The 16,611-nt window shown below is 55.2% G+C and carries 18 protein-coding genes; 8 read left to right on the top strand and 10 right to left on the bottom strand.

The window, feature by feature from the left end; genetic code table 11:
* Positions 1-155: 155 nt before the first annotated feature.
* Both choX and betC read right to left on the bottom strand, forming a co-directional pair.
* Positions 156-1,100 (bottom strand): choline ABC transporter substrate-binding protein, encoded by a 945-nt coding sequence (gene choX, locus CWM66_RS25280; RefSeq protein ID WP_107147543.1) that lies wholly within the window; start codon positions 1,098-1,100, stop codon positions 156-158.
* 2 nt (positions 1,101-1,102) lie between these two features.
* On the bottom strand, positions 1,103-2,644 hold the full coding sequence (betC, locus tag CWM66_RS25275; protein WP_107147541.1) for a choline-sulfatase: 1,542 nt from the start codon (positions 2,642-2,644) through the stop codon (positions 1,103-1,105).
* 105 nt (positions 2,645-2,749) lie between these two features.
* Here betC and CWM66_RS25270 point away from each other — a divergent pair, with 105 nt between their 5' ends.
* From CWM66_RS25270 to CWM66_RS25260, 3 genes are all read left to right on the top strand, one after another.
* The gene (locus tag CWM66_RS25270; RefSeq protein ID WP_035889016.1) at positions 2,750-3,679 is read left to right on the top strand and encodes a LysR substrate-binding domain-containing protein; all 930 of its coding nucleotides are present in this window, start codon (positions 2,750-2,752) and stop codon (positions 3,677-3,679) included.
* A 104-nt stretch (positions 3,680-3,783) separates the two neighbouring features.
* Positions 3,784-4,620 carry an ATP-binding cassette domain-containing protein gene (locus tag CWM66_RS25265; RefSeq protein ID WP_233218427.1) on the top strand — a complete coding sequence of 279 codons (837 nt, stop codon included), beginning with the start codon at positions 3,784-3,786 and terminating at the stop codon, positions 4,618-4,620.
* 8 nt (positions 4,621-4,628) lie between these two features.
* Positions 4,629-5,462, top strand: coding sequence for a proline/glycine betaine ABC transporter permease (locus CWM66_RS25260; RefSeq protein ID WP_007370952.1), 834 nt, complete (start codon positions 4,629-4,631; stop codon positions 5,460-5,462).
* Here CWM66_RS25260 and CWM66_RS25255 read toward each other — a convergent pair.
* The 4 genes from CWM66_RS25255 to CWM66_RS25240 form a co-directional block, all read right to left on the bottom strand.
* On the bottom strand, positions 5,456-5,839 hold the full coding sequence (locus tag CWM66_RS25255; protein WP_007370951.1) for a hypothetical protein: 384 nt from the start codon (positions 5,837-5,839) through the stop codon (positions 5,456-5,458). The two genes, CWM66_RS25260 and CWM66_RS25255, sit on opposite strands and share 7 nt — an antisense overlap.
* A 146-nt stretch (positions 5,840-5,985) precedes the next feature.
* Positions 5,986-6,852, bottom strand: a complete 867-nt coding sequence (locus tag CWM66_RS25250; protein WP_007370950.1) for an ABC transporter permease — start codon at positions 6,850-6,852, stop codon at positions 5,986-5,988.
* Positions 6,824-7,666, bottom strand: a complete 843-nt coding sequence (locus CWM66_RS25245; RefSeq protein WP_007370949.1) for an ABC transporter ATP-binding protein — start codon at positions 7,664-7,666, stop codon at positions 6,824-6,826. The genes CWM66_RS25250 and CWM66_RS25245 overlap by 29 nt, the downstream gene beginning before the upstream one ends.
* 21 nt (positions 7,667-7,687) lie before the next feature.
* Entirely contained in the window at positions 7,688-8,695 is a 1,008-nt protein-coding gene (locus CWM66_RS25240; protein ID WP_007370948.1) for an ABC transporter substrate-binding protein, read from the bottom strand.
* 229 nt (positions 8,696-8,924) lie between these two features.
* Between CWM66_RS25240 and CWM66_RS25235 the strand changes: the two genes are divergently transcribed.
* The 5 genes from CWM66_RS25235 to CWM66_RS25215 all read left to right on the top strand — a co-directional run bounded on the left by CWM66_RS25235 (position 8,925) and on the right by CWM66_RS25215 (position 13,211).
* Positions 8,925-9,947, top strand: a complete 1,023-nt coding sequence (locus CWM66_RS25235) for a malate/lactate/ureidoglycolate dehydrogenase (RefSeq protein ID WP_007370947.1) — start codon at positions 8,925-8,927, stop codon at positions 9,945-9,947.
* A 295-nt stretch (positions 9,948-10,242) separates the two neighbouring features.
* Positions 10,243-11,451, top strand: coding sequence for a SpoIIE family protein phosphatase (locus CWM66_RS25230; RefSeq protein WP_079518380.1), 1,209 nt, complete (start codon positions 10,243-10,245; stop codon positions 11,449-11,451).
* An 8-nt stretch (positions 11,452-11,459) separates the two neighbouring features.
* On the top strand, positions 11,460-12,041 hold the full coding sequence (locus tag CWM66_RS25225; RefSeq protein WP_369878944.1) for a SiaB family protein kinase: 582 nt from the start codon (positions 11,460-11,462) through the stop codon (positions 12,039-12,041).
* Positions 12,034-12,450 (top strand): DUF1987 domain-containing protein, encoded by a 417-nt coding sequence (locus CWM66_RS25220; RefSeq protein WP_007370944.1) that lies wholly within the window; start codon positions 12,034-12,036, stop codon positions 12,448-12,450. Before CWM66_RS25225 ends, CWM66_RS25220 begins: the two co-directional genes overlap by 8 nt.
* Complete coding sequence (locus CWM66_RS25215) at positions 12,444-13,211, top strand: GGDEF domain-containing protein (protein WP_007370943.1); 768 nt, start codon at positions 12,444-12,446, stop codon at positions 13,209-13,211. The genes CWM66_RS25220 and CWM66_RS25215 overlap by 7 nt, the downstream gene beginning before the upstream one ends.
* A gap of 372 nt (positions 13,212-13,583) precedes the next feature.
* On the opposite strand, the gene CWM66_RS25210 is transcribed toward CWM66_RS25215, so the two are convergent.
* From CWM66_RS25210 to CWM66_RS25195, 4 genes are read right to left on the bottom strand one after another with little or no spacing between them, the layout of a single operon-like run.
* Positions 13,584-14,345, bottom strand: a complete 762-nt coding sequence (locus CWM66_RS25210; protein ID WP_007370942.1) for an amino acid ABC transporter ATP-binding protein — start codon at positions 14,343-14,345, stop codon at positions 13,584-13,586.
* Positions 14,338-15,003, bottom strand: a complete 666-nt coding sequence (locus CWM66_RS25205; protein ID WP_007370941.1) for an amino acid ABC transporter permease — start codon at positions 15,001-15,003, stop codon at positions 14,338-14,340. The genes CWM66_RS25210 and CWM66_RS25205 overlap by 8 nt, the downstream gene beginning before the upstream one ends.
* A 14-nt stretch (positions 15,004-15,017) precedes the next feature.
* Positions 15,018-15,659: an amino acid ABC transporter permease gene (locus CWM66_RS25200; RefSeq protein ID WP_007370940.1), complete on the bottom strand. Its 642-nt coding sequence runs from the start codon at positions 15,657-15,659 to the stop codon at positions 15,018-15,020.
* Positions 15,660-15,704: 45 nt separating this feature from the next.
* A complete protein-coding gene (locus CWM66_RS25195) occupies positions 15,705-16,553 on the bottom strand; it encodes a transporter substrate-binding domain-containing protein (protein WP_007370939.1) in 849 nt (282 codons plus the stop codon).
* Between the last annotated feature and the right edge of the window lie 58 nt (positions 16,554-16,611).

The raw sequence follows: 16,611 nt of genomic DNA, 5'->3' as shown, positions 1-16,611 counted from the left end.
ATTCCGTGCTGCGCCCACAAACACTAAAGAGAATGAGAACTATACTCATTCATTTTATTCAAGCAAGAACTATTGTTGCATTGTGTTGTCAGGGGGAAAAAATGCGCCGGAAAGGAACAACCAGCCCGGCGCGGAGTGAGGATGTTGGGAGGAGATTACAGGCCGAGCGCTTTTTCCACTGCCGGTTGCGCGGGTTGACCGTCACGCGTGGTAACACCTGCAAGCCACGCTTTCAGCAGTTCCGGGCGTTTTGCCAGCTCAGCTTTGGCGGCCGCCTGCACATCTTCTTGCTTATCCAGCACGCGGGTGATCACCGCGTTTTCCAGCGCGACATCAAATTTCAACTGGCTGAAAAAACGGTTGGCGTTCGGGCATGCTGTAGCGAAATCTTTGCGTGTCACTGTATTCACGGTGGCGCTACCGTAGTTCGGCCCGAAATACGCATCGCCGCCGCTCAGGTAAGCCAGCTTGAAACGTGTATTCATCGCATGCGGTTCCCAGCCAAGAAAGACGATCCACTGCTTACGCTCCACCGCACGCGCGACCTGCGCCAGCATGCCGCTTTCGCTCGATTCCACCAGTTGCCAGTTTTGCAGGCCGAAATCGTGTTTATCGATCATCTTTTTCAGATTCTGGTTAGCAGGCGCGCCCGGCGCAATGCCGTAAATTTTGTTATCGAATTTCGCCGCGTACTTTTGCAGATCGGCAAAATCTTTCACTCCGGCCGCCGCGACATAATCCGGCACGGCCAGCGTAAAGCGCGCCGCAGGCAGGTTCGCGCCCAGCACGTTAATCGAACCATCAGCGGTAAATTTGCTGATGACTGGCTCCTGCGCAGGCATCCAGTTGCCGAGAAACACATCGACCTGTCCGGTTTTCAGCCCCTGAAACGCCAGCGCGACTGAGAGATTTTGCACCTTTTGCTGGTAACCCAGCGCATTAAGCACCACGCCGGAGAGCGCGTTTGTCGAGGCGATATCCGTCCAGCCCGGATCGGACTGGGTAATCGTCGCGCAACGGGCTTCGTCGGCGGCATAACTGCTCAATGAAACCCCGCCAGCCAGCGCCAGCAGTAAAAGTTTGCTCACACGTTTTTTCATTGTTATTTCCCTGCCGGTTGTTTTAAAGGGCGCGGATAACGGGCAAAAGCTTCCTGTTCATCCAGCGTTTGATGGTTACGAATGTAGCGTTGCGACGCCTCCTGATGCGGCTGAAAATCCCACTTCGGAATGGCATCGCTGCCTGCAATACGGGTTAAAAACAGCCGCCGTTTCTGGCTTGCCAGCACCTGCTCGCGCAGCGTAGGCAGATCCCAGCGGCGGGAAACTTCAGCGGCAAACTCAGCGCTGACCTGCTGATAATCGCTGCTTGCGGCCAGGTTTTGCCGCTCATCAGGATCGTTTTGCAGATGGAAGAGCTGTGGTGCTTCACTGAAGGAGTGAATGTATTTCCACGGGCCGCGACGGATCATCAGCATCGGTCCCAGCGCGCCTTCGGCGAGGTATTCGCTGCAGGCACCGTCCGGCCCCGATTCGCCGCGCAGATGCGGTACCAGGCTGTTGCCATCCAGCGGCGCAATCGCCTGCGCTTTACGGTCTTCACCGCTTGCCAGCTCAACCAGCGTCGGCAGCAGATCGACCAGAGAAACGCTGTGAGCAATGCGTCGCGGCGCAAAGCGCACCGGGTTATGCACGATAAACGGAATGCGCACCGCATTTTCGAAGAAGGTCATTTTGTACCAGAGATCGCGCTCGCCGAGCATTTCGCCATGATCCGCCACCACCAGCACCACGGTATCTTCCGCCAGCCCGGTTTCTTGCAGGGTGTTGATGATTTCGCCAAAGCAGTCATCAACGTAAGCCAGCGCACCGTAATAAGCATGCCGCGCGCGACGGATCTGCTCATCGCTGAGCAAGCCCTCTTCCAGTTGATACATCGCCCGCAGACGCGCGGAGTGCGCATCCTCCTCGACATCCTGCTTGCGGGTTTTCGGCATATCGATCGCTTCCTCGCGAAAACGGTCAAGATAACGGCGCGGAATCGCAAATGGATCGTGCGGATGGGTGAGCGACAGCAGCAACATAAAAGGTTGTTCCGCAGGACGACGCGCGGCGTCATACAGCCGCTGGCGCGCCAGAAACAGCGCTTCATCGTCGAAATCAAGCTGGTTGGTGCGCACGCATTCGCCCGCTTCCAGCACCGAGCTCATATTGTGATACCAGTCGAGACGGCGCTCCGGTCGTTCCCAGTCCGGCGTCCAGCCAAAATCAGCCGGGTAGATATCGGTGGTCAAGCGCTCATCAAAACCGTGCAACTGATCCGGGCCGCAGAAATGCATCTTGCCGGAGAGCCAGGTGCGGTAGCCCTGTTCGCGCAGGTAGTGGCAAAAGGTGGGCGAATCGGCATGAAACTCGGCGGCGTTATCATAGACGGCATTGCGCGAGATAAATTGCCCGGTCATCAGCGACGCCCGCGACGGCGCACACAGCGGGCTGTTGCAGTAGGCGGATTCAAACACCACCCCCTCGTCGGCCAATTTATCGATATTCGGTGTCAGGCTAACGTTATTACCATAGGTTTTTAATGCGCTGGCGGTTAATTGATCGGCCATCAGAATAACGATATTCGGTTTCTTTATAAGCATACTGCGTCCAACAATAAAATATTCAATTAAAACGTGATAGGTTTATCTCACGCTTATTAAACTCCGTGAAGGGGTTATTTCTTTATCATGAAATAAGGTGGATTTATGGCAGACAAATTACAGCTTCCGCCTTTACAGGCTTTAGTGGTATTTGAAGCAGCGGCGCGGTTAGGTAATTTTACCGCCGCAGGCAATGAGTTAGGACTTTCGCAACCGGCGGTTAGCCAGCGTATTCAGACGCTGGAAAGCCGGCTCAATGCACCGTTATTTGAACGCCGTCATCGCGGCGTGCAATTAACCGAATCCGGCCACAGCCTGTACCTGATTGTTCGCAGCAGCCTGAATGACATCAGCGAGCAACTGGAGCGCACGCGCCGCCAGCGCAGCGTGCTGCGCATCGACACCGATATGGGCTTCGCCAGCTACTGGCTGCTGCCGCGCATGGAGCGGCTGCAGGCGCTGATCCCCGGCGTGGAAGTGCAGGTGACCACCTCGCCGAATGACTACAATTTTCGCGACAGTAACGCCGATTTAGCGATCTATTTCGGCCTCGGCAACTGGCCGGGCGCGCAAACCCAGCGGCTGTTCCCGGAGATCGTTTTTCCTGTTTGTAATCAGGAGATTAAAAAGAAAATTGGCGCTGAAAATAACGCCGAACAGTTGCTGAGCTACCCGCTGTTAAAGCTGCCGGAAACCCGCCCGCAGCGCTGGATAACTTGGGAAGACTGGTTCCGCCACCATCAGGTTTACGGCCAGAGCCACAGCGCCTCACGCACCTTTAACGCCTACTCGCTGGTGATCCAGGCCGCGCTGGAAGGCCAGGGCATTGCGCTCGGCTGGCAGCCGCTGATTGCGCCGTTTATCGCCAGCCGCCAGCTGGTGCAGTGCGGTCCACAAGTGCGTACCGAACGCGGTTATTATCTTATTTCCGCCAGCCATAAACCGCTCAGTACGCAGCAGGAAAAAATAAAAGCCTGGTTATTAGATGAAGCCTGGGGATTTCATGAAAATAGCGCATTGATTGCCGGAATATAAATAAGCTAATGCGGAAAAAGCATATCCGCAAAGTTAAAATCAATTCTCCCTCTATTTCTTTTACGCTAGGGTGTAAACATCTTCCCGATAATAAAGTATGAACTATGTCACAACCGTTATTCGAGTTAAGTGCGGTCAATAAATCTTATTATTCCACGCGCAAAAAACGTCTGTTTTCCCGGCGCGATAACCGCACTGCGGTGCAAGCATTGCATGATATTAATCTGCAAATCTTCGCCGGTGAAATATTTGTCATCGTCGGTTTATCCGGTTCGGGCAAGTCGACACTGCTGCGTACGCTCAATCATCTTATTCCGGCCAGCTCCGGCGAGGTGCGCTTTCAGGGCCAGCCGCTTGCCGCGTTATCCGACCGCGAACTTATCGCGCTGCGTCGTGAACAGATGGGTATGGTGTTTCAGTCGTTTGCCCTGTTTGACGAGCGCAACGTACTGGAAAACGTGGCGTTCGGGCTGGAAGTGGCGGGCGTTCCGCGTGAAGCGCGGGAAGCAAGGGCGCTGACAATGCTGGAGAAAGTCGGGTTGAGCCATGTGGCAAAACAGTATCCGCATCAGCTTTCCGGCGGAATGCAGCAGCGCGTCGGGCTGGCACGAGCGCTGGTAGTGAATCCGTCGGTACTGTTGATGGATGAAGCCTTTTCCGCGCTCGATCCGATTATCCGCCGTGAAATGCAGTCGCTGTTGCTGGTGCTTCAGGCCGAAGCGCAGCGGACAATTGTCTTCGTCACGCACGATATGGAAGAGGCGCTGCGGCTCGGTTCGCGCATCGCCATTATGGAAAAGGGCAGACTGGTGCAGGTAGGGAAACCGGAAGCGCTGATCAACGCGCCCGCCACGCCTTATGTGCGTCACTTTTTCTCCGGCGTTGATGTGTCTCGCTGGCAAATGGCGGAAAACTACGCCGATATCTGGACGACACGCTAAGGAATACCATGGCTTATCCATTAGATTTTAGTCGGCAGATTGACGATGCCGTCCACGCACTGCTGGCCCATGCTGGCGGGTTATTTGACGGTATCGCCCGGATAATCGATCTGTTTGCCGGTGGCCTGGAGCAGCTAATTAGCGCGCTGTCGCCGTGGGGGCTGGTGACGCTGGCGGTGGTCATCGGCGCATGGCGGATCGGCAAAGGGTTTGCGCTGTTCGCCCTGCTCGCCACGCTGTACATCATTTACAGCGGTTACAGCGATCATGCGGCGATCACGCTGGCGCTGACCTTATCTTCCACCTTTTTCAGCCTGCTGCTCGGCATTCCGCTTGGCATCTGGAGCGCCCGCCGTGCGGCCGTCGGCAGCGTGGTGCGCACCCTGCTCGATTTTATGCAGACCATGCCCGCGTTTGTCTATCTGATCCCGGCGACGATTCTGTTCGGCCTCGGCAGACCACCGGGCATTTTCGCCACCATTCTGTTTTCCATGCCGCCGGTCGTGCGTCTGACGGATTTAGGCATTCGCCAGGTGAACAGCGCCCGGCTGGAAGCGGGCATCGCCTTTGGTTGTACGCCGTGGCAGTTATTGTGGAAAGTGCAATTACCCGCCGCGCAGCCGTCGATCATGGCCGGGGTGAATCAAACGATAATGATGGCGATGTCGATGGTGATCATCGCCTCGATGGTCGGAGCCGGTGGGCTGGGGAATGATATTCTCAGCAGCATTCAGCAACTGGAAATTGGCCTCGGTTTACAGAGCGGCGTCGTGGTGGTGCTGATGGCCATTTTGCTGGATCGCCTCTCCGCCAGTTTTGCCCGCCGTCCGGCGGATCAATAACCGCGGAATTGCGCGCGTTGCCAGGCGCCGTCGACCAGCTCGGCGGCCGCCAGCGCCTGATCGCGAAAGTTCGCGCCGTAGAGCTCCATCAGCGCGGCGTGGCGGGTCAGATAGCGCATCCCCTCCTCATCTTCGGCAATGCTTTCCAGAAACCACGCCGGCACGCCTTTTTCCAGCGTCTGCTTAGTTAGCGAAGCGTTGAATTGCATGCGCAGAGAAGCGTCGGTAATCCACGACGGTTGCTGACGAACCATATTGCCCTTAATCGCACGCAATGCACGCTGCGAACGTTGGTAATGTTCGTTAAGCCTCGCGGAATTCCACGCTTTCACAAATAACAACACCAGTACCGGGATCACACACCAGAATAGGCTCATCGCTCTCTCGTTATCTCTGTTTGCCGCTCCTGGATAGTACTGACAAAAAATTACAAAAGCCTTCGCAAAGATCAATATTTGGTTTTAAGAACGATACCCGGCAATCAACCTGCTGCCGGGTACAGAAGAGGATAAAAGGCGGGAGATTAACGCTGCATACCCCAGCGTTTGACGGTGACTTTCTCAAGGCTGGCGAACACCACGCCTTCAACCAATAAACCGATGGCTATCACCGTAACCAGCCCGGCAAAAACGCGGTCGGTGAATAACTCGTTGCGGTTCTGGAAGATATACCAACCCAGACCGCCCTGCCCGCTGGAGGCACCAAACACCAATTCGGCGGCAATCAGCGTACGCCACGCAAAGGCCCAGCCGATTTTCAGCCCGGAGAGAATGGCCGGTAGGGATGCCGGGATCAGGATCGTCACCACATAACGCGGGCCGCTAAGACCATAATTGCGCCCGGCCATACGCAGGGTCTCCGGCACGCCGCTAAAGCCCGACCAGGTGTTCAGCGCAATCGGCCACATCACCGAATGTACCAGCACAAAGATCAGGCTGGCATTGCCAAGACCAAACCACAGCAGCGCCAGCGGCAACAGCGCAATCGCCGGTAACGGGTTGAGCATCGCCGTGAGTGTGCTGAGCAAGTCGCGGCCAAACTGGGTGGTCACCGCCAGCGCGCTGGCCACCAGCGCCAGCACGCTGCCAATCAGATACCCTTTCAGCAAAATGCTCAGCGAGTTAACAATCTTCTGCGGCAACTCGCCGTTGCGCATATCTTCGCTGAAGGCGTGCCAGGTTTGCAGCACGCCGGGCAGCATCAAATCATTCTGTTGCACGCGCGCGGCGATTTCCCATAACGCCAGCACCAGCAGCACAATAAAGGTTTTACGTAACCACGTCATATTCCACAGCCGCTGGCCGAGCGGCAACGGCGCTTCAACGGCCACATCGCGCAGCGGCGGCAGTTCACGTTCAAATTCAGGACGAATGTAGGGTGGCTGCGACATACGCGGGCTCCTCACCAGAAACAGGAGATGTGCGGTTTCCACCAGAGGGGAACAGCAGATCGTGAATATGCTGCGCGGCATGCTGGAATGCCTCGCTACCAAAATCGTTGAGCGTGAACTGATGACAGTTCAGCTCGGCGCGAACCCGGCCCGGGTGCGGCGACAACACCAGAATACGGCTGCCGACCACCAGCGCCTCTTCAATGGAGTGCGTGACAAACAGCAGGGTAAAGCGCTCCTCTTCCCAGAGCGCAAGCAGCTCCTCCTGCATGGTGCGGCGCGTCAGCGCATCCAGCGCGGCAAACGGCTCATCCATCAACAAAATGCGCGGCTTCATCGCCAGCGCGCGGGCAATTGCCACGCGCTGTTTCATGCCACCGGAGAGGGTATGCGGCATCGCATCGGCAAACCCGGCCAGCCCGACTTTATTGAGAAAGTGCAGCGCCGTTTCTCTGGCTTCTGCGCGATTGGCTTTGCGGCTGGCCAATAGCGGGAACATGATGTTTTCCAGCACCGTTTTCCACGGCGGCAACTGATCAAACTCCTGGAACACCATCATCCGCTCCGGACCAGGCGCTGCGATCGCCTCGCCCTGCAACGTGATCTCGCCGCCACGCGGCGCCAGAAAGCCGCCCGTCGCTTTCAGCAGGCTCGATTTCCCGCAGCCGGAAGGGCCGAGCAGAATAAAGCGGTCGCCAGGCCAGACATCAAAACTGACGTCGTGGGTTGCCCGCACCAGCCGTTCGCGGGTGCGGTATTCAATATCAACATGGCTGACCTGCAACAGCGGCCCGTCGTTGTGGTGAGTTGCCATCGCGGCCTCCTGGGTGATGGTTTAACTGCCTGGGTTTTCCCACGCTTCGTCGAAGAAGTAGTCTTTCCACGAGGCGGCTTTGTTTTTCAGCACCCCAAGTTCATGGAGTTTTTCGGCGTACACACCGGTGCGTTCCGGCGAAATGGTGAAGCTGATCTCCGGGTCGTTCACAATTTTCTGTACCAGCGGTAATGGCAGCCGTGATTTTTCCACGCGAATATAGGTTTCCGCCGCCGCATTTTTATCGGCGTTGATGATTTTGGCGGCGTCGCTCAGGGCACGATAAAACGCCTTATAGGTTTTCGGGTTCTCGTCGTGGAATTTCTGCGTGGTATAAAGCACGTTAAAGGTGGCCTGTCCGCCCAACACATCATACGAACTGAGAATTTTATGGACGTTGCTGTGTTCCAGCGCCTGATACTGGAACGGCGGGCTGGAGAAGTGAGTGGTAATTTCCGAACCACCGGCAATTAATGCTGCGCTGGCATCCGGGTGCGGCAGGCTGACGCTAATATTGTCGAAGCGTTTAAAATCGGCATCGCCATATAATTTGGCAGTTTCAATCTGTAATGTCCGCGACTGGAAACCGACGCCCGCAGCCGGGACGGCAATTCTGTCTTTATCGCTCAAATCTTTAATGCTTTTTACCGCCGGGTTATTACTGAGCAAATAGTTGGGCATGGAACCGAGCGAGGCAATGGCTTTTACATTCTGCCGATCTTTGGTGCGATCCCACAGCGTTAATAGCGGCGGCACGCCTGCGGAGGCCACATCCAGCGCGCCGGAGAGCAGCGCTTCATTCATACCAGTGGCGCCGGAAATGGTGCGCCACTCAACCTGAATATCCAGCCCCTCTTTTTTACCTTCTTTTTCAATTAGCTGCTGGTCGCGCACCACGTCCAGAATTAAATAACCAATGCCAAACTGCTGTGCAATGCTAATTTTCCCCTCCGCCAGCGCGGACGGGCTGATACCGCCAAGCGTGGCAAGCGCCAAAACGCCTGCGAGCGTCTGGTGTAATTTCTTCATCTCTGTTCCCCGTTTTTTTAATTTTTCAAAAGAAAATGATTGGCTGGCGGGGTCAGAAAAAGGAAATGATTTAATCTGCAATGCTTAGTTAAAAATTAACAATAGCCAGATAAGGCGCAGGCGTTATTCAGCGGGCGGGAAAGGATAGTTATTTTTAATGGTTAGGTGACAAATATATCCTCGTTATAGTCGAAAGCTCCTCTTTATTTCCTTAATGAGTTCAGGGATTATGCCGTTATTTTCACATCAACAATTGCGCACGCTGCTGCAACAGCATCTGCTACGGGTGAATACGCCTGCGGATATTGCGCAAAAAGTCGCAGATAATCTGGTTGAAGCCTCATTAAAAGGCCACGATTCCCACGGCGTCACGCTGCTACCGCGCTATATTCGCGCCATTCTCGCAGGCGATCTGAAACCGGATGCCCGCCTGCATACCGTACGTGATGCAGGCGCGGTGCTCTCCTTCGATGGCGGGCACGGTTTCGGCCAGTTGCTGGGCGAACAGGCGATGCAGGCCGGGATCGATCGCGTGCAGCAATTTGGTGTGGCGCTGGTCGGTTTATCCAATTCACACCATCTTGGTCGCATTGGCGCATGGGCGGAACAGGTTGCCGCTGCCGGGCTGGTATCGATCCATTTTGCCAATGTGGCGGCCCCTTCGGCGGTGCTGCCGTTTGACGGGCTGCGGGCGCGGCTCGGCACCAACCCCTTCTGCGTGGGTATTCCACTGGCGGATCGCCCACCGGTAGTGCTCGATTTCGCCACCAGCGCTATCGCCGGGAACAAAGCCCGCGTGGCATGGAACGAAGGTCGCCCAATCCCGCCAGGCTGCGCGGTGGATGCTAACGGTGAGCCGACCACCGATCCCGGCGTATTGATGAGCGAGCCGCGCGGTGCGCTGCTGCCATTCGGCGGGCACAAAGGTGCCGGGCTGTCGCTGATTTGCAGTCTGCTGGGGGCAGCGCTGACCGGCGGCGAAACCGAAAGTCATGACATTGCGCCGCGCGCTGGCATTATCAACAACATGCTGTCGATTCTGTTCGATCCCAAAAAGTTAGGCGCAGGCGAAAGTTATCAGCAGGAAGTGCTGGCGCAGGTGGACTGGGTACGCCACGACCAGCAGGGCCGCGACGTGCAGATCCCCGGCGAGCCGGAACAGCGGGCCAGGGCGCGCCGGATTGAAGAAGGGATCGCCATCGATGAGGTGAGCTGGCAGGAGTTTGTCGCCCTGGAATCCTTAACAGCATGAAGTCGCACAAAATTTGGGGTTGATCGGAAAGATGATAAAGATTATCTTTCTCATTACCGAATAGTTGAGTTAATCACTCAGATATTCGGTACGACATTGCTCACATTGCTTCCAGTATTTTTTGCCCGCACGTCAAGCGCGGGCTTTTTTTTGCCTGCACAACTGCTCTTACCGCCAATATTTCACTTAAGTAGCAATAATCTCCCGTTATTCATCGAGTTACCTAATTGAAATCAAACCGTCACAAACGCCCCATAATCTAGGATTATTCTTAATACAGGGTTTTGCGTGGATGATGGACATACCGATCTCTTCCCGGCAGCTTAACGCGGGTATTTTGCGCCTTGCCGTCCCGCACGTGACGCCGGACGCCAATAACCTGCAGGTGATGTCGCTGTTCAATGAACACAAGTCATTGATCGGTCTGCCGGTGCTGGAAAAAAACCGGCCTATCGGCATGATTAACCGACATATTTTCCTCTCGCAGATGAGCCGCCCCTTTTTCCACGAGCTGTACGATCAGAAGAGTTGTATCGCGTTTATGGATAAAAACCCGCTGATTGTCGATGCGAGTGCAGGTCTTGAATATCTCTCCGGGCGGGTCATTGAAACCGGCGACAAAGCGGTGACCGAAGGTTTTATCCTCACTGAAGAGGGGCAATATGTCGGCATTGGCCTCGGCATCGATCTGATTCGTACCGTTTCCGACTTGCAGGCTAAACAGCATCTGCAAATTATGCAAAGCATTGAATATGCGCGCATTATTCAGGAATCCATGCTCAGCCGTTCACGCACTGCCATTGATAAAACCCTGCAAGACTGGTGCCTGCACTGGCATCCGCGCGACTGCGTCGGCGGCGATATTTATGCTTTTCAGCGCGCGGAGAATGGCTGGTTGATGGTGCTGGCCGATTGCACCGGACACGGCGTGCCGGGCGCGTTTATGACCTTTATCTTCTCCTCGGCGCTGGAAAAAGCGCTGACGCTGGCGCCGATTGACGCGCCGGAACAACTGCTGAGCCATATCAATCAACATATAAAACAGACGCTCAGCCAGATGCATCCGTCGGCGGACAGCGGCCAGTCAAATGATGGTTGCGACGCCATCGCCCTGTTTGTTGATACGAAAAACGAACAGATGCGCTGGGCCAGCGCCCGTATGCACGCTTTTCTGCTGGGCGCAGAATCCCGGCAGAGCGAGGTACTGGAGAGTTGCCGCAAAGGCGTGGGCTATACCGATACGCCGGTGGATTACCAGTGGCAACGTTATCAGGCGCCGTTGCGCCGTGGTGACACACTGTTGCTGGTTTCCGATGGCGTCACCGATCAGCCCGGCGGCCCGCGCAACGTGATGTTTGGTAAGAAACGTATTCAGTCATTGTTGGCGCAGCACCGTGCGCTACCGCTACCTGCGCTTTCTGACGCCCTGCTGACGGCGCTGACAGCGTGGCAGGGGCAGCAAACGTCGCGCGATGACATGACATGGTTTGGTTTTCGTTGGTAGATAAAAGCATGCAAATAAACGACCTGCAGGTCAAAGACGCCGTTCTGTTACCCCTTTTTACGCTGCAACGGCAAAACGCCGTTGAGCTTTTTTATACCGGCTATTTTTCCCAGCAACATATTGTTTCGCTGGGCGAAGTGATCCGCGCCTGGCTGGATAAACATGAATCCTCCGCCGTGACGCGCCGCAAACTCTTCTCGGCATTTATCGAGATGGGGCAAAACATTGTGCGCTACTCCGCCGACGATCGGTTTTTATCGGCCGTTGAACACGAGCTGCGCTTTGGTTCGGTCTGTTTTCATATGGATCAGACCCATTACTACCTGGAAACGGCAAACCTGGTGGGGCCGGAAGCTTCCACCCTGCTGCAAACGAACCTTGAAGTGTTGCGTGGCATGTCGCAGGCAGAAATCCGCGACGCCTGGAAGCAGGGGCTGAGAAGCGAAGCGCCGGCAACCAGCAAAGGGGCCAATATCGGTTTGTTGACCATGGCGCGCGATACCAGCGTTCCGCTGGAGTATCGCATTCATCCACTGGCGGCAAGCTCCCTTTCCGCCTTTCACTTAAAGGCAACGTTTTGCCATGACTGATATGACATTGACGCCTGCTATTGAATTGTCCGCCACCGCCGCCACGCCGGAGGTGAAATTTGATTTTGCCGCGCAAAAGCTGCTGCTGAAAGGCGAAGCCTACCCGGAGAATGCCGCCGCGTTCTTCCGCCCGCTGCTGGATGCGCTGGAGGGCTGGCTGCAAAGCGGGCAACAGACCAGCGCGCCGCTGCAATTACATGTCGCGCTTAGCTATTTCAACAGTTCAAGCACCAAGCTGTTGTTTACACTGTTTGAGATCCTGAATAATCACGCGAAAAGCGGCGCGCCGTGCGAGCTGTACTGGTACTACGACCCGGAAGATGACATCTCCGAAGAGTTTGGTCAGGAGCTGCGCATCGACTTCCCGTCACTGGCTGTGTTTCTTATCCCGGACATCACCGCATGCTAGATATTAATGAGCTCTTCAGGGAGGAATATTCCGTACTCGAAGAAGCCCGGCTGGCGGCTGCCGATGCGCAACTTCCGGCGGAGGTCTGCCGCGAAAAACTGTGGGCCGTTTCCAGACATTACCAGCGTCTGATCCGTGAATCGTATCGTCTGATCTCCCGCAGCGACCGCGCCGAGCGCGAACTGACGCGAATGAACGAGCAGCTCCAGCAACTTGCCGCGCGCCTGGAGTACGAAGCAACGCACGATCCGCTGACCGATGTGTTTAACCGCAGCGCGATCATCAACCAGATCAACAGTGGCCTGCTGAAAGGCGATGTGGCGCTGATCCTGCTGGATATTGATCATTTCAAACGTATTAACGACGAATATGGTCATCCGACCGGCGATCGGGTGATTTGCGCGCTGGTGTCGCGCGTACGCCGCGCCGTGCCGGAGAGCGCCGCTATCGGCCGCGTCGGCGGCGAGGAATTTACCATTGTGCTGCCGAACGCCAGGGTGGAAGAGGCGATGATTACCGCCAGCTATATTCACGCCTCGCTGAATGCTTCGCCGCTGGACGTGTTGCCGCAGCAGCTGGTCACCGCCAGTTTCGGCGTCAGTCTCGGCGTGAAAGAGAGCAGCTTCGAAACGCTGTACAGCGAAGCCGACGGCGCGCTGTATAACGCGAAAAAACGTGGGCGAAACCAGGTCGCGCTGCATGAGGCTTTTTTTCCCGCACCGGTAAAGGTCAATTTTTCACGGGAAAATATTCAGCATTGAGGGTTGCCTGGTTCTGAGGAATAGTTCCGTTCACCAGACGTTCGGTAACCAGCTGAACATCAACATACGTGAACAGGAAAAGGGGAGCTTGCCGCGCTCCCCTTTTCAATCCCTGCGGCCCCGCGGGAAATCGGAGCTTCGCACCGTGCTCACCTCCCGCACATCTGCCTGCGGTCGGCTCGGCTCGACTCGACGTCCTGTCTCGTTTCGCCGATTTCAGCGGGGACCAACCCCGCCGCTGTAATATTGTGGCTTATAAAAACTCTGTATCGCGACAGGAATGCCGTCCGGCGATATAACTGGCCCGTGCTTTTCGTTCTTTCATTAAGGTACAGTCTGGTGAACGGAACTATTCCGCAGAGCCCACCAACTTCACCGGCTCGACTGCAAAAACTTCCTCACCCTGTCCGAATCCGGATTGGTAAAAAACTTCTCCGGCGGTGCTTTCTCGATTAGCAGCCCTTTTTCCAGAAACACCACTTCATCCGACACCTGACGGGCGAAATCCATCTCGTGGGTCACCACCACCATCGTATAACCTTCTGCCGCGAGATCTTTCATCACCCCCAGCACTTCATTCACCAGCTCCGGATCCAGCGCCGAGGTCGGTTCATCGAAAAGGATCACTTCCGGCGACATCGCCAGCGAACGGGCGATCGCCACACGCTGTTTTTGCCCGCCGGAAAGGGTAATCGGGTAGACATCGGCCTTGTGGCTCATGCCCACTTTTTCCAGCTGGCGGCGGGCAATCTCGTTTGCCGCGTCGCGCTTCATCCCTTTCACATGCACCAGCGCTTCGGTGACGTTTTGCTGCACCGTCAAATGCGGCCACAGGTTAAAACTCTGGAACACCATCCCAACCCGCTCGCGGATATGGGAGAGATCTTTGTGCGACATCGCTTTGCCCGTCTTCTCATCCACCCCTATGCGCTGGCCGCTGATACGCACTTCACCGCGATCCGGCTGCTCCAGCCAGTTCATGCAGCGCAGCAGTGTCGATTTACCGGAGCCGGACGAACCCAGAATGCTCACCACCGTGCCCTTCTCCACCGTCAGGTTGATATCCCGCAGCACTTCAACGTTATCAAACTGTTTGGACAGGTTTTTGATGCTAACCGCGCTTGCTTCAGGCATGGCTCATTCCTCTTTTAGCTCCATAATGACTTAACCGCTTAATCAACAACTCCAGCAAAATGCTGATCCCCCAGTAGAGCGCAATGGCGACAATAAAGGCGTTAAACGGAATAAAGTAAGTTGACTGCACGCTATTCGCGGCGGCGGTAATCTCCTGCACGGTAATAATGCACAGAAACGCGGTATCTTTCAGGCAAATAATAAGCTGGTTACCCATTAACGGCAGCGACGACGAAAAGATATTTGGCAGAATAATACGGCGAAAGGTTTTATAGCGCGAAAAACCCTGCGACTGCGCGGCCTCAATATACCCGGCGGAAAATATCCGCCGCTGGCTGCGTAATATTTCGAAGAAATAAGCCCCGTGATAAATCACCAGCGCCAGCAGACCGGCGGTCCAGGCTTCCATACTGATACCAACTTGCGGCAAGCCGTAATATAGCAGATACGCCAGAATTAAAAATGGCACGGCGCGCATCAGGCTGACAAAAGCGATAATCAGACGATTAATAACGCGATGCTGATACTCCATGACATAGCACAGCGTAATACCAATAAACAACCCGACAACGGCAGCGATAATAAACAGTTCCAGCGTTGCCAGCAGCCCGTTAAAAAAACTCTCACGCGCCGCCCAAATAATTCCCCACTGATTCATATCTCCTCCGCCTCTTATCGCGCCAGGCGCTTCGCTTTACGTTCGGCCGCGCCCTGCAACTTCAGCAGCAGACCGATAATAATGACGTACAACAACCCGGCGGCCAGGATCGGCGACAGCGGTTCATAGGTCACCGAGGAAATGCGGTTGGTTACGCGGGTTAAATCCACCACACCGATGATCGCAATTGCCGGGCTACCTTTAATCAGGAACGACATCTCGTTGACCAGCGCAGGCAGGCTTTCAATCCACATCTGCGGCAGCATGATTTGCCGGAAATAGGTCCAGCGGCGCATACCGACGGATTCTGCCGCTTCCCGCTGCTCACGCGGGAAATTACGAAATGCGTTGCGCCAGATTTCAGCGTTAAATGCCGAGGTATTCAACGTCAGCGCCAGAATAGCAGCGGGCGTTTTATCGAGATTAATGCCGAGCGTCGGCAGCGATAAAAACAGAAACAGCACCAGCGTCACCAGCGGCGTCGCGCGAGCCAGGCTGATGTAGACCACCAATAACTGATCAATAACCGGGATCTTCATCATGCGGATAAAGGCGATCACCAGGCCAATCACCACGCCGAAAGCAATCGCCACGCAAGAGATCCAGAGGGTCGTCCATGCGCCTTCAATCAATAACTGCCACGAGATTAAGTCCATGTTCCCTCCTGTTAAAACGTGCGGCGGTGCCCCGCCGCGTTACACTTACAGACCGGCTAACTTGTGGAACTGATCGGCGCTGGTGATCGGTTCTTTCGGCAACTCGTAGGTCTCACCGAACCATTTTTTCTGCAACTCAGTCAGCTTGCCGGTTTCGGTCATATGATTCATAAACCCGGTCATGAACTTCAGCAGTTCCGGCGAGTTTTTCGGGATTGGCCAGGCCATATAGCCAGGGCCAGAAACCGCCAGCCCTTTGGCGAACACTTTCGGCTTCGCTTTCACCAGGTCGTTCACCGAAATCACCACGTTGATCACGTAATCGACACGTTTGTTCGCCAGGTCAGCATAGGCTTCCGGGTAGGATTGATACTCAACGACCGGGCCAAGTTTACCGCCTACTTTTTCCAGCATCGCTTTCAGTTCCGGCAAACGCGCCAGCAGTGCGCTGCCCGCCTGAACGCCCACTTTTTTACCGCTGAGATCGGCAATGGTATTTAACGTTTTGTCATCTGCGCGTTTCACAAAATAGTGCTGCGCGGAGGCCCACGGCGGAGTGAAATTAAATACATTGAGGCGTTCGTCGGTAATTACCGCGCCAGTGAGAGCCATATCATATTGCCCGGTGGAGACCGCTGCGAGTAATCCGGTCCACGGCAGAATACTTTGGTTGATATTGAATTTTGCGTATTTACGCAGCTCTTCAAGCATGTCCTTGTTAAAACCATCCGTCTGGCCGTTATTCATAAAGTTAAACGGCGCATAATCATCTTCGGTCGCGACTTTCATCGTGCCGGATTTTTCAATTTCAGGTAAATCCGCTGCCACTGCGTGTAATGAAAATGCCAAAGAGATCATGGCTGCAAGACAATATTTGCCGAATACTTTTTTCATCTCTCCACCCTTATTTAATTTGCCAGACCGGTACATTCCAGGGGTGCCGGAAGCTTTG

The sequence above is a fragment of the Kosakonia sp. H7A genome (assembly GCF_003028445.1).
Lineage (GTDB): Bacteria > Pseudomonadota > Gammaproteobacteria > Enterobacterales > Enterobacteriaceae > Kosakonia > Kosakonia radicincitans.
Note: the sequence above shows the minus strand (reverse complement) of the source record. Positions and strands in the feature narration are given on the sequence as shown.

What these genes read in the sequence shown, in the direction of transcription:
- choX (WP_107147543.1), bottom strand. Translation starts at nt 1,100, where the DNA reads ATGAAAAAACGTGTGAGCAAACTTTTACTGCTGGCGCTGGCTGGCGGG.
- betC (WP_107147541.1), bottom strand. Translation starts at nt 2,644, where the DNA reads ATGCTTATAAAGAAACCGAATATCGTTATTCTGATGGCCGATCAATTA.
- CWM66_RS25270 (WP_035889016.1), top strand. Translation starts at nt 2,750, where the DNA reads ATGGCAGACAAATTACAGCTTCCGCCTTTACAGGCTTTAGTGGTATTT.
- CWM66_RS25265 (WP_233218427.1), top strand. Translation starts at nt 3,784, where the DNA reads ATGTCACAACCGTTATTCGAGTTAAGTGCGGTCAATAAATCTTATTAT.
- CWM66_RS25260 (WP_007370952.1), top strand. Translation starts at nt 4,629, where the DNA reads ATGGCTTATCCATTAGATTTTAGTCGGCAGATTGACGATGCCGTCCAC.
- CWM66_RS25255 (WP_007370951.1), bottom strand. Translation starts at nt 5,839, where the DNA reads ATGAGCCTATTCTGGTGTGTGATCCCGGTACTGGTGTTGTTATTTGTG.
- CWM66_RS25250 (WP_007370950.1), bottom strand. Translation starts at nt 6,852, where the DNA reads ATGTCGCAGCCACCCTACATTCGTCCTGAATTTGAACGTGAACTGCCG.
- CWM66_RS25245 (WP_007370949.1), bottom strand. Translation starts at nt 7,666, where the DNA reads ATGGCAACTCACCACAACGACGGGCCGCTGTTGCAGGTCAGCCATGTT.
- CWM66_RS25240 (WP_007370948.1), bottom strand. Translation starts at nt 8,695, where the DNA reads ATGAAGAAATTACACCAGACGCTCGCAGGCGTTTTGGCGCTTGCCACG.
- CWM66_RS25235 (WP_007370947.1), top strand. Translation starts at nt 8,925, where the DNA reads ATGCCGTTATTTTCACATCAACAATTGCGCACGCTGCTGCAACAGCAT.
- CWM66_RS25230 (WP_079518380.1), top strand. Translation starts at nt 10,243, where the DNA reads ATGGACATACCGATCTCTTCCCGGCAGCTTAACGCGGGTATTTTGCGC.
- CWM66_RS25225 (WP_369878944.1), top strand. Translation starts at nt 11,460, where the DNA reads ATGCAAATAAACGACCTGCAGGTCAAAGACGCCGTTCTGTTACCCCTT.
- CWM66_RS25220 (WP_007370944.1), top strand. Translation starts at nt 12,034, where the DNA reads ATGACTGATATGACATTGACGCCTGCTATTGAATTGTCCGCCACCGCC.
- CWM66_RS25215 (WP_007370943.1), top strand. Translation starts at nt 12,444, where the DNA reads ATGCTAGATATTAATGAGCTCTTCAGGGAGGAATATTCCGTACTCGAA.
- CWM66_RS25210 (WP_007370942.1), bottom strand. Translation starts at nt 14,345, where the DNA reads ATGCCTGAAGCAAGCGCGGTTAGCATCAAAAACCTGTCCAAACAGTTT.
- CWM66_RS25205 (WP_007370941.1), bottom strand. Translation starts at nt 15,003, where the DNA reads ATGAATCAGTGGGGAATTATTTGGGCGGCGCGTGAGAGTTTTTTTAAC.
- CWM66_RS25200 (WP_007370940.1), bottom strand. Translation starts at nt 15,659, where the DNA reads ATGGACTTAATCTCGTGGCAGTTATTGATTGAAGGCGCATGGACGACC.
- CWM66_RS25195 (WP_007370939.1), bottom strand. Translation starts at nt 16,553, where the DNA reads ATGAAAAAAGTATTCGGCAAATATTGTCTTGCAGCCATGATCTCTTTG.